Genomic DNA, 12,664 nt, shown 5'->3' on the forward strand with positions numbered 1-12,664 from the left:
TTCGTTTTGATTTCTAAAGACAATCAAACTTTTCTGCTGATTTTCATGAAGAGCCTGTGCTTTTATGGTAAAATAGTAACAGAATAAAAGAGGAGAGAAAACATGAAACGTAGTATGTATGCTGGTCGTGTTCGTGAGGAACACATCGGACAAGAAATGACCTTGAAAGGATGGGTTGGCCGTCGTCGTGACTTGGGTGGTTTGATCTTTATCGACCTTCGTGACCGTGAAGGGATCATGCAGTTGGTTATCAACCCTGAAAAAGTTTCAGCAGAGGTTATGGCAACAGCTGAAAGCCTTCGTAGCGAATTTGTTATCGAGGTGACTGGACAAGTCGCTGCGCGTGAGCAAGCCAATGATAAATTGCCGACTGGTGCGGTTGAGTTGAACGTGACAGCTTTGACAGTGTTGAATACAGCCAAAACAACACCTTTTGAGATTAAAGATGGTATTGAGGCCAATGACGATACGCGTTTGCGTTACCGTTACCTTGACCTTCGTCGTCCAGAGATGTTGGAAAATCTCAAACTTCGTGCCAAGGTGACTCACTCTATCCGTAATTACTTGGATGAGTTGGAGTTTATCGATGTGGAAACACCCTTTCTTTCTAAGTCAACGCCAGAAGGGGCGCGTGACTATTTGGTGCCATCTCGTGTCAATAAAGGGCATTTCTACGCTCTTCCTCAAAGTCCACAAATCACCAAGCAGTTGTTGATGAATGCTGGTTTTGACCGCTATTACCAAATCGTTAAATGTTTCCGTGACGAGGACTTGCGTGGTGACCGTCAGCCTGAGTTTACTCAGGTCGACTTGGAAACGTCTTTCCTTACGGAGCAAGAGATCCAAGACATCACAGAGGGCTTGATTGCGCGCGTGATGAAAGAAACCAAAGGCATCGAAGTAACGCTTCCATTCCCTCGTATGAAGTATGATGATGCGATGGCTCTTTACGGTTCTGACAAACCTGATACCCGTTTTGACATGTTGCTTCAGGACTTGACAGAAGTGGTCAAGGGTGTTGATTTCAAAGTCTTTTCAGAAGCACCTGCTGTTAAAGCCATTGTGGTCAAAGGAGCTGCGGACAACTACTCACGTAAAGACATCGACAAAATGACCGAAGTAGCCAAACAGTACGGTGCCAAAGGTCTTGCTTGGGTCAAGGTTGTTGATGGAGAATTAAACGGACCAGTTGCCAAGTTCTTGACGGGTATCCAAGCAGACTTGACTGCAGCACTTGGTCTTGAAGATAAGGACTTGGTTCTCTTTGTAGCAGATACGCTTGAGGTAGCTAATGCAACACTAGGCGCCCTTCGTGGCCGTGTCGCCAAAGAGCTTGGCTTGATTGATACAGACAAGTACAACTTCCTCTGGGTGGTGGATTGGCCAATGTTTGAATGGTCAGAAGAAGAAGGCCGCTATATGAGTGCCCACCATCCATTTACCCTTCCACAGGAAGAAACAGCTCACGAATTAGAAGGTGATTTGGCTAAGGTTCGTGCCATTGCTTACGATATCGTCTTGAACGGTTATGAGCTTGGTGGTGGTAGTCTTCGTATCAATCAAAAAGACCTTCAAAAACGCATGTTCAAGGCTCTTGGTTTCTCAGCTGAAGAAGCAAATGACCAGTTTGGTTTCCTTCTTGAAGCGATGGACTATGGTTTCCCACCACACGGTGGTTTGGCTATCGGTCTTGACCGTTTTGTGATGCTCTTAGCAGGAGAAGAGAATATCCGTGAAGTCATTGCCTTTCCTAAGAACAACAAGGCAACTGACCCAATGACCCAAGCTCCATCAACAGTCGCTCTCAAACAACTAGAGGAACTCAGCTTACAAGTGCAAGAAGAAAATAGCAAAATGATACTTTTTTAGGATTCTTACTTAATAAAACAAGATGAAACAAACAAAACGAATTAAGCGGTGGCGCTATTATCTGCGTCGCTTTGCCTATCAGATAAAAATCTTACGAGTTTTACAAAGTATATCTCGGGAAAAATATGATGAGAAAATCTCGGCCTCTCTGGTCTATGGTTTTCTATCAGCAGTAGCGGTCAATTTCTTTTTTCAACCTGGACACGTTTACTCCAGTGGTGCGACAGGTCTGGCACAGATTATCTCTGCCTTGAGTGATCACTGGTTTGGTTTTTATATTCCTATATCGCTAACCTTTTATGCTATCAATATTCCCTTGATGATTTTGGCTTGGTATCAGATTGGGCATAAGTTTACAATCTTTAGCTTTATTACGGTAACCATGAGTTCCCTCTTTATCCAGCTTGTGCCAGTTGTGACCTTGACAGAGGATCCCATTATCAATGCCCTTTTTGGGGGTGTTGTCATGGGCTTAGGAATTGGTTTTGCACTCCGTAACAATATTTCTAGCGGAGGTACAGATATCGTCAGTCTGACCATTCGAAAGAAAACAGGGAGAAATGTCGGTAGTATTTCTTTCTTGGTAAATGGAACCATCATGCTGATAGCAGGTTTGACTTTTGGTTGGAAATATGCCCTTTACTCCATGATTACCATCTTTGTCTCCAGTCGTGTGACAGATGCGGTCTTTACCAAGCAAAAACGCATGCAGGCCATGATTGTGACCAATAATCCTGACAAGGTAATCGCAAAAATCCATAAAAAATTGCACCGAGGAGCAACCATGATCCACGATGCAGAAGGAACCTATAATCATGAGAGAAAAGCAGTCTTGATTACTGTTATCACGCGAGCAGAGTTTAATGATTTTAAACACATCATGAAACAGGTCGATCCGACAGCCTTCGTCTCTGTATCCGAAAATGTCCACATCCTAGGACGATTCGTAGAAACGGACAATTAATAATACTCAAAAGACCAGCCTTGGGGCTGGTCTTTATTTTTCGATAATTTTGTGGGCAATCAACTGACGGTAACAAATCTGTCTATTATTTTTCGCATCATTGATAATCTGCAAAATCGTTTCAAATGATGTTCGTCCAAGTTCAAGGCTATTGATATCGACATAGGCTACTAGGTCAAGTCGAGGATTGACAGAGTCGAAACTTAGAACAGGGACGTTTAGATGGTGTTCTCGGATATAGTCACAGACTCCCTGTGCCAGCATACTATCGGTTGTAATAATGGCATCAATTTGGGTGTCTTGCTGAAACAGACGTTTACTAAAACGATAGCCTCTATCCTCTAGAAATTCCGTTGCAAAATAGGTTAGATTGTTATCAATAGGAATCTGGTGCTGCTTAAGAGCTAACTCATAACCGGTGAAACGATCTTGTGTCACGAAGAGTTTCTTATTTCCTCCGATAAAGGCGATCCGTCTACATCCCTTTTTGATGAAATATTCGGTTGCATCAAAACCTGCCTGAACATTGTCATTATCGACAAGTGGGATAAAAGGAGAGAGAGATTTCCCAAGGATAAGGAAAGGAAACTGTTCTTCCGCTACGAGCTTCACTAGTGGATCTTCTTCCTGAGCGTAGAGGAAAATCAAACCGTCAACACGCTTGCCATAGACCATTTGTGAGATGGCATTGAGGCGCTCTTTTTCATCTTTACCAGTTGCAATCTGAATTGCGTAATGGTTTTCAGAGGCGACTCGGGCGATACCACGTAGGACAGATGGAAAGAAAGGGTTTTGATAGAATACATCCGAATCATCAGGGAGCACTAAGCCAATGACCTGAGTGTAGCTGCTAACCAAACTACGAGCATTGAGATTAGGATGGTAGTTGAGTTCCTTCATAGCCTTGCGAACTCGTTTTTTGGTTTCATCACTAATCGTTGATTTATTTTGAATGACACGGGTTACAGTTGAAGGTGAGACACCTGCAGCCTTGGCCACGTCTTTAATCGTAACGGGCATAAAAATCTCCTATTTATGATAATCTGGATCACGGAAATGTGTCTTGTAAAAAATAGTGACCAGATAAAGAACAAAAAGAATGTTCTGTACAGTGATAAGGGTTGCCATATTCTGGCCAAAAAGTCCCAAAATAAGCGTAATCAGAGTGGGCAATCCTAAGCAGTTCAAGATAAAATGGTAGCACTCTTTAAAGGTCCTAAATGAAAAGAGGCGTGATCTTTTGGTGATATAAAGGAGAAGACTAGCTCCAAGAGAGACAATAAAGAAATTCAATCCAAAGAGGAAGCTTGCACCGAGAACGAGAAAGAGACTGATATAGACCCGATTTTGTTGGTACCAATCTTTAGAAATGGCCTGGGTTAGATCTTCCTTGCTCTGGAAACTATCCGTTTGAATCGCGTGGTAGCGAATGCGAGTCAATTCCTTACTTTCCTTACTAATGACGAGTTCTTCCGTATCAAAATGAAGTTGCAAGTCCTTTGGCAATTCTTTGTTTTGGCTTGGACCAATCAAAAGAGAAGGCTGCTGATTCCTAGTGCCTAAGTAGTTCAGCTTTCCATCAACGATTTGTGCATTCTCTGACAAGTCCCTGATGGCTTCATCTGTCAGTGGAGTGTAGACATTATCGATAAAAGTATCCAGTGGATACGTCTCCTGTGAGCTGTTTTGAATGGCAATGGGAACCATAGACAAGCTGATGAGGAAAATGCTCGTAAAGAGAAGCTGAAACCAGTTGAGGCCGAAACGTTTTGATAGGGGCTTACGAAATCCCCAGATACTAGAGAAATACGAGAATGGATATGGAAGCATAGGCATCTTTCTAAAAGTGTTTTCTATATGAGTATTATATAGAGAAATGTACTTTATTTCAAGTCTAGTAGATAAATTGCTTTTTGAAAAGCGGATTTTGCTACTATTTATGGTCTTGTGTCTTTTACAAGCAAGATTCAAAATGAAAAAGGGTGGCGGGGATAAATTATCCCTTGTCGCCACCACTTGTAAGTCCTGAAACAAAGTTCTTTTGTAAGAAGAAGAAGAGTGTACAGATTGGAAGAGCGATGAGGATAGCACCTGCTGAGAAGTAGGCAATCTTCAAGTTCTTCGCATTGTTGACGAAGGTTTGGAGACCAACGGCAACTGTAAAGTATTCCTTCTCACGAAGCAAGAAACTAGAGAGGATATAGTCTCCGAAAGGTCCCATGAAGGCCCAGAGGGCTTGCACCGCAACCATTGGGCGAACAAGAGGGAGAACGATTTGCCAGAAGCGACGGAAGTGTCCTGCACCATCAAGTTTTGCTGATTCATCAAGAGACATTGGTACGGTATCAAAGTAACCTTTCATCAACCAAGCGTTCATAGGGATACCACCACCGACATAGAGGAAGATGAGGAACCAGCTATGGTTAAGGGCGTTCAACATAAGTGCCATAACGAAGAAGGCAGTCAAAGCAGCCATGGTTGGTACCATTTGAATGATCAAGAAGAAGACCAAACTTTGTTTACGAGCCAAGAAGTTGTATCGGCTGTAGGCATAACCAGCAAGTACGATGATGCTTGTTTGGACAGCCATTGTAATCAAGGCAATAATTAAGGTATTGAGATACCAAGTGCCGTACAAGGTTTCAGTGAAGAGTCCTTTAAAGTTATCAAAACTAAAATCGACGTTACCATCTAGTTTAAAGGCTACCACGTTACCAGACTTGAAGGCTGACATAATGGTGATCAAAAGTGGATAGATAATGACGATTGATAAGCCAATCAAGTAGAGGTAAGTGAGGGTTTGAGTCAGTCTACGTTTGAGTTTGATTGAGTTATTCATCTTAGACATCCTCCATATCAAATGCGTGTAGTTTCTTGAATGCGATCATAGAGATAGAGATGACAATGATGGAGATAATCAAGGTAACAGCTGCTGCCATAGAGTATTGTGGGGCTGTACCAGTTGTCAAACGGTAAATCCATGAAATCAAGATATCAGTTGAACCGGCTCCACCACCAACGCTACCAGGTCCTCCGCCATTAAAGAGGTACATGATAGAGAAGTTATTAAAGTTGAAGGTGTATTGGCTGATCAATGTTGGAGCTGCAACAGCCAAAATCATTGGGAAAGTGATGTTGCGGAATTTTTGCCAAGCATTGGCACCATCGATGTAAGCCGCTTCGTAGAGGTCGTTAGGAATAGACTGCAAGATACCCAAGGTTAAAACGTAGATGTATGGGAATCCAAGCCAACCTTGCATCATAATCAAGGCAATCTTGGTCCAATTCGGATCGGTTTTCCAAGGGATAAGAGCTCCATCTAGGAAAGGAAGGACCTTGGACAAAAGAGGCAAGACTTGGGTGTTGATAGCACCAACACTATCATTAAACATGTTTGAGAATGTCAAGATAGTGATGAAGGCTGGAACTGCCCAAGGAAGAAGGAAAATAACACCAAAGATACGTTTTCCTTTGATAAATGGTTGGTTGGCAATGATTGCTGTAAAGATACCAATGACAATCTGCAAAGTAGAAGCAGATAAAGCCCAGATAATGGTCCAAGAAAGAACCGAACCAAAGGCTGAACGGAAGGTACTCAAGCTCCAGATGTTAGTGAAGTTCGTCAAACCAACCCAGTCCAACAATTTGTTTGGTGGCAAGTGTTGGAAGTCGTAGTTGGTAAAGGCAATCATCAAGGTTACGATAACAGGGAAGATAATTGCAAATGTCATCGCTACATACGATGGGATGATTAAAAGGTATGGGAATCCATTTTCATAAATGCCTTTAATCATGTCCTTGAAGGTACGAGCTACGGGAATACCATTGTTGATACGTTTAGCAGTCGTATGCGCATCCTTGATATTAAAGATATAAAAGAGCAAGTAAACGACAACAAAGATAGAATGGAAAGCACCGCGAATCAGCATGAAGAGGGAATTATCACGGCCCGGTTTAACCCCCAGCGTGATGAGATTGCTCAATTCTGAGCTTGCGAGTGTTAGAAAATACAGAACGAATAAAACGGTAACACCAAGGAAAATCAATCCTTTAGCTTTTTGTTTGTTATAGAGCTGTCCTAAACCAGGGATGATTGACAGCAAGGCTGCCTTGCGAGGTTCTTGTTTTTCCATGATTACTCCTTTCCTAGGATGTGAGATGAAACTCGGGTTTAGTCGCAAGATTATAAATTCAAAGGGGGATTTTACTTTCACCCCCCTTGAACAAATCAATTAGTTACCAAATTTTTGTTGGATTGTTTCCTTGATCAATGTTACAGCATCGTTAGCAGCTGCTTTGGCATCTTTCTTGCCACTTACAGCATCAAAGAGCATTGTTTTAGCCGGATCCCAAACGGTTGACATTTGAGAAATGTTTGGCATTGGTTGAGCGTTCTTGAATTGTTTGATAACGGCTGTTGTCAACTCGTCGTTTTTACCTTCTGCGTAAGTACGAGCTTCAGTGTTAGCAGGTACTTCGTTTGTAGCGTCATAGAAAGCTTTTTGTTGTTCAGTTGACACAAGGAAGTCTACAAATTTTTGAGCTCCTTCAAGGTTCTTAGTGCTTGATGGGATGATCCAAGCTTTACCACCACCAAAGGCTGCATAATCTTTTCCGTTTGGAAGAGTTGGGATAGTGGCAACACCGTAGTTCACTTTTGCCTCTTTGAAGGATTGAGCTTTCCAAGGGCCATCGATGATAGCAGCTGTTTTACCTTCTTGGAATTGCGTTTGAATCAAGTTGCCCGCACCTTCAGTATCTTGCATACCTTTAGGCCATTTGTCATACCAAGTTTTAGCGTAGCTGATTCCAGCGATAGAACCGTCATTTGCAAGACCGATGTCTTTAGGATCCTTACCATTTTGTCCGAATACGTAACCGCCGTTACCAGCAAGGAGTCCGTATGCGTAGTAGAAGTTTGTCCAGTCAGCAAGGAAGGCAGTTGTTTTACCATCTTCACCAGCGAAAGCGTATTTGCTGTCTTTAGCAAGGTTTTCCAAGTCACCAAAAGTCTTAGGAGCTTCTGTTAGCAGGTCTTTATTGTAGTACATTACGAGAGACTCGATAACAGCTGGAGCGCCATACACTTTACCACCAACAGTTACAAGAGATTTAGTAGTATCATCTGTTTTAGCACCGTCGCTCAAAGTCACTTCTGAAAGCTGTCCATCGGTACCAAGACTGCCTACACGGTCGTATGGAGCCATCATAACATCAGGGGCTTTACCAGATTGGTTGTCAAGTGAAAGGTTATCAAGACCACCCATTTGGTCTCCTGTTTTGATTGTAACTTTTACACCAGATTCTTTTTCGTAAGCTTTTGCAGCTGATTCAGCAAAGGCTTTGTATTGATCTTCAACGTAAAAAGTGAGTTCTTGTGCTTCTGATGAGCTAGTATCAGCCGCTTTATCAGCAGATTTGCTTCCGCAAGCTACCAAGAGCAAGCTAGCAAGAGTAGCAGTTCCGAGCACAGCGGCGCTCTTCATGAATTTAGATGACATAGTGTATTCCTCCTAAAGAATAACAATTTTTATTTGATAGGTCGACGCAAACGTTTTCCTTTATGAGCCTAGTATATCACAAATAGAAAACGGTTGCAAGCTTTTTTTAAAAATTTTTTAAAAAAATTTTAAGGATTCAGGGAGCAATAATCCCTTTTAATAAGAAGGAGACTCCCCAAATAGCTGCTTTTTGGTTGTGTGGTTACTATACGAGGAAACGATTGCATGTGTTTTGCTTGATCTTATGAAAAACTAGACAGATATTAGAACTGAGCTATATTAAATTGATAACCTCCAAGAAGTTATCTCTATTTCATGAAATAGAGAGGTATCCAAGTCCTCATGGAGTAAAAAATAAAGTAAAAAAGTTTAATAAAACGCTTGCATTTGCTTTTAAAATACGCTATACTTAATTTAACGCAAACGTTTGCGCCTAGGTTTGTGCAACGTTTCATAACAAAATATTCGAGGTGCTATTATGAAAAAACGTCAGAGTGGTGTGTTGATGCACATCTCTTCTCTTCCAGGAGCTTACGGGATTGGATCATTTGGTCAGAGCGCCTATGATTTCGTTGATTTCTTGGTTCGTACCAAGCAACGTTACTGGCAAATCCTCCCTCTTGGGACAACAAGTTATGGAGATTCTCCATACCAATCATTCTCAGCCTTTGCTGGAAATACGCATTTTATCGACCTTGATATCTTGATAGAGCAAGGCTTGCTCGAAGCTAGTGACCTTGAAGGTGTTGACTTTGGTAGCGATGCATCTGAAGTTGACTATGCGAAGATTTATTACGCACGTCGTCCACTTTTAGAAAAAGCAGTTAAACGCTTCTTGGAGGTGGGTGATGTCAAAGATTTTGAGAAGTTTGCTCATGACAACCAATCATGGCTTGAACTCTTCGCAGAATATATGGCTATCAAAGAGCATTTTGACAATCTTGCTTGGACAGAATGGCCAGATGCAGATGCTCGTGCTCGTAAAGCTTCAGCACTTGAAAGCTACCGTGAGAAATTGGCAGACAAGTTGGTTTACCACCGTGTGACTCAATACTTCTTCTTCCAACAATGGTTGAAATTGAAAGCCTACGCTAATGACAACCACATCGAAATCGTTGGTGACATGCCTATCTACGTAGCGGAAGATTCAAGCGATATGTGGGCTAATCCACATCTCTTCAAGACAGATGCCACTGGTAAAGCAACCTGCATCGCAGGATGCCCACCAGATGAGTTTTCTGCCACTGGTCAGCTTTGGGGGAACCCAATTTACGACTGGGAAGCAATGGACAAAGATGGCTACAAATGGTGGCTTGAACGCTTGCGCGAAAGCTTCAAGATCTACGATATCGTTCGTATCGACCACTTCCGCGGTTTTGAATCTTACTGGGAAATTCCTGCGGGTTCTGAGACAGCAGCAACAGGTAAATGGGTGAAAGGACCTGATTACAAGCTTTTTGCGGCGGTTAAAGAAGAACTTGGTGACTTGAATATCATCGCAGAAGACCTCGGTTTCATGACGAAAGAAGTCATCGAAATGCGTGAGCGTACAGGATTCCCAGGTATGAAGGTTCTTCAATTTGCCTTCAATCCAGAACATGAAAGCATTGATAGTCCACATTTGGCACCTACGAACTCTGTGATGTACACAGGAACACATGATAATAATACAGTTCTTGGTTGGTATCGTAATGAAATCGATGACCCGACCCGTGAGTACATGGCGCGCTACACCAATCGCAAAGAGTATGAAACAGTGGTGCACGCTATGCTACGCACAGTCTTCTCATCCGTAAGTTTCATGGCTATTGCAACCATGCAAGACTTACTAGAGCTTGACGAAGCAGCTCGTATGAACTACCCATCTACCCTCGGTGGTAACTGGTCATGGCGCATGACAGCAGACCAGCTCACACCAGCTGTTGAAGAAAATTTGCTTGATTTAACGACAATTTATCGCCGAATCAACGAAAATTTGGTAGAATTAAAGAAATAAGACAATATCAGGAGACACATAAACATGTTACCATTACAAGAATTTGTACAAAAATATTACAATAAAACCATTGCAGAATGTAGCAATGAAGAGCTCTACCTGGCTCTTCTCAACTACAGCAAACGTGCAAGCAGTCAAAAACCAGTCAACACTGGTAAGAAAAAAGTTTACTACATCTCAGCTGAGTTTTTGATTGGTAAACTCTTGTCAAACAACTTAATCAACCTTGGTCTTTATGACGATGTGAAAAAAGAATTGGCTGATGCTGGTAAAGACTTGATTGAAGTTGAAGAAGTAGAATTGGAACCATCACTCGGTAACGGTGGTTTGGGACGTTTGGCAGCCTGCTTTATCGACTCAATCGCTACACTTGGTTTGAATGGTGACGGCGTTGGTCTGAACTACCATTTCGGTCTTTTCCAACAAGTTCTTAAAAACAACCAACAAGAAACGATTCCTAACACTTGGTTGACTGAGCAAAATTGGCTCGTTCGCTCAAGCCGTAGCTACCAAGTGCCGTTTGCGCACTTCACCTTGACTTCTACCCTTTATGATATCGATGTACCTGGTTACAAGACAGCTACGAAAAACCGCTTGCGCTTGTTTGACTTGGATTCAGTTGATTCTTCTATCATCGAAGATGGTATCAACTTTGACAAGACAGATATCGCTCGCAATTTGACTCTCTTCCTTTACCCAGACGACAGCGACAAGCAAGGTGAATTGCTCCGTATCTTCCAACAATACTTCATGGTGTCAAATGGTGCGCAACTCATCATCGACGAAGCAATCGAAAAAGGAAGCAACCTGCATGACCTTGCAGACTACGCAGTTGTACAAATCAACGATACTCACCCATCCATGGTGATTCCTGAATTGATCCGTCTCTTGACTGCGCGTGGTATCGAACTTGATGAAGCAATCTCAATCGTACGTAGCATGACTGCCTACACTAACCACACCATCCTTGCTGAAGCCCTTGAAAAATGGCCTCTTGAATTCTTGCAAGAAGTGGTTCCTCACTTGGTACCAATCATCGAAGAATTGGACCGTCGTGTGAAGGCAGAATACAGCGATCCAGCTGTTCAGATCATCGACGAGCATGGGCGTGTCCACATGGCCCACATGGATATCCACTATGGATATAGCGTCAACGGGGTAGCAGCACTTCATACGGAGATTTTGAAAAACTCAGAGTTGAAGGCCTTCTACGACCTTTACCCAGAAAAATTCAACAACAAAACAAACGGTATCACTTTCCGTCGTTGGCTCATGCATGCCAACCCAAGCTTGTCTCACTACTTGGATGAGATTCTTGGTCGCGGTTGGCACCATGAAGCAGATGAGCTTGAACAGCTCTTGTCTTACGAAGATAAGGCTGCTGTCAAAGAAAAATTGGAAAGCATTAAGGCTCACAACAAACGTAAATTAGCTCGTCATTTGAGAGAACAACAAGGTGTGGAAATCAATCCAAACTCTATCTTTGATATCCAGATCAAACGTCTCCATGAGTACAAACGCCAACAAATGAATGCCTTGTATGTGATCCACAAATACCTTGACATCAAGGCTGGCAACATCCCTGCTCGTCCAATCACAGTCTTCTTTGGTGGTAAAGCAGCTCCTGCTTACACAATTGCTCAAGACATCATTCACTTGATCCTTTGTTTATCAGAAGTGATTGCAAACGACCCAGCAGTAGCTCCACACTTGCAAGTCGTAATGGTTGAAAACTACAACGTTACTGCAGCAAGCTTCCTCATCCCAGCATGTGACATCTCAGAACAAATCTCACTTGCTTCTAAAGAAGCTTCAGGTACTGGTAACATGAAATTCATGTTGAACGGAGCTTTGACTCTTGGTACTATGGACGGAGCTAACGTAGAAATCGCTGAATTGGTTGGCGACGAAAACATCTGCATCTTCGGTGAAGATTCAGAAACCGTCATTGACCTGTATGCAAAAGCAGCTTACAAGTCAAGCGAATTCTACGAACGAGATGCCATCAAGCCTCTAGTAGACTTTATCGTCAGTGACGAAGTCCGTGCGGTTGGAAATGATGAACGCCTTGGTCGTCTACACAATGAACTGATCCACAAAGACTGGTTCATGACTCTCCTTGACTTGGAAGACTACATCAAGGTGAAAGAGCAAATGCTTGCTGACTACGAAGACCGTGATGCATGGTTGGATAAAGTCATCGTTAACATTGCCAAAGCTGGCTTCTTCTCATCTGACCGTACAATCGCTCAGTACAACGAAGATATCTGGCACTTGAACTAAGATACTTTACATCAGATTATAAAAAACGCATCTTGGGCACTGCACCCCCAA

Annotated in this window: 9 protein-coding genes; 4 read left to right on the top strand and 5 right to left on the bottom strand. The window is 42.6% G+C overall.

What is annotated here, in order from left to right:
* Positions 1-102 precede the first annotated feature (102 nt).
* Positions 103-1,869 (top strand): aspartate--tRNA ligase, encoded by a 1,767-nt coding sequence (aspS, locus tag SORDD16_RS07610; protein ID WP_061452972.1) that lies wholly within the window; start codon positions 103-105, stop codon positions 1,867-1,869.
* A gap of 22 nt (positions 1,870-1,891) precedes the next feature.
* On the top strand, positions 1,892-2,833 hold the full coding sequence (locus SORDD16_RS07615; RefSeq protein WP_061452973.1) for a YitT family protein: 942 nt from the start codon (positions 1,892-1,894) through the stop codon (positions 2,831-2,833).
* A 33-nt stretch (positions 2,834-2,866) separates the two neighbouring features.
* On the opposite strand, the gene SORDD16_RS07620 is transcribed toward SORDD16_RS07615, so the two are convergent.
* The 5 genes from SORDD16_RS07620 to SORDD16_RS07640 all read right to left on the bottom strand — a co-directional run bounded on the left by SORDD16_RS07620 (position 2,867) and on the right by SORDD16_RS07640 (position 8,334).
* A complete protein-coding gene (locus SORDD16_RS07620) occupies positions 2,867-3,853 on the bottom strand; it encodes a LacI family DNA-binding transcriptional regulator (RefSeq protein WP_061452974.1) in 987 nt (328 codons plus the stop codon).
* A gap of 9 nt (positions 3,854-3,862) precedes the next feature.
* On the bottom strand, positions 3,863-4,663 hold the full coding sequence (locus tag SORDD16_RS07625; RefSeq protein ID WP_061452975.1) for a DUF1189 domain-containing protein: 801 nt from the start codon (positions 4,661-4,663) through the stop codon (positions 3,863-3,865).
* Between the two features lie 166 nt (positions 4,664-4,829).
* Positions 4,830-5,672, bottom strand: a complete 843-nt coding sequence (locus SORDD16_RS07630; RefSeq protein ID WP_001065650.1) for a sugar ABC transporter permease — start codon at positions 5,670-5,672, stop codon at positions 4,830-4,832.
* 1 nt (position 5,673) lies between these two features.
* Positions 5,674-6,966, bottom strand: coding sequence for a sugar ABC transporter permease (locus SORDD16_RS07635; RefSeq protein ID WP_061452976.1), 1,293 nt, complete (start codon positions 6,964-6,966; stop codon positions 5,674-5,676).
* Between the two features lie 99 nt (positions 6,967-7,065).
* On the bottom strand, positions 7,066-8,334 hold the full coding sequence (locus tag SORDD16_RS07640) for an extracellular solute-binding protein (RefSeq protein ID WP_061452977.1): 1,269 nt from the start codon (positions 8,332-8,334) through the stop codon (positions 7,066-7,068).
* A gap of 478 nt (positions 8,335-8,812) precedes the next feature.
* Between SORDD16_RS07640 and malQ the strand changes: the two genes are divergently transcribed.
* Both malQ and glgP read left to right on the top strand, forming a co-directional pair.
* Positions 8,813-10,330, top strand: coding sequence for a 4-alpha-glucanotransferase (gene malQ, locus SORDD16_RS07645; RefSeq protein ID WP_061452978.1), 1,518 nt, complete (start codon positions 8,813-8,815; stop codon positions 10,328-10,330).
* A 24-nt stretch (positions 10,331-10,354) separates the two neighbouring features.
* A complete protein-coding gene (gene glgP / locus SORDD16_RS07650) occupies positions 10,355-12,613 on the top strand; it encodes a glycogen/starch/alpha-glucan family phosphorylase (protein ID WP_061452979.1) in 2,259 nt (752 codons plus the stop codon).
* Positions 12,614-12,664: the final 51 nt, after the last annotated feature.

This window comes from Streptococcus oralis, from assembly GCF_001578945.1.
Lineage (GTDB): Bacteria > Bacillota > Bacilli > Lactobacillales > Streptococcaceae > Streptococcus > Streptococcus oralis_Q.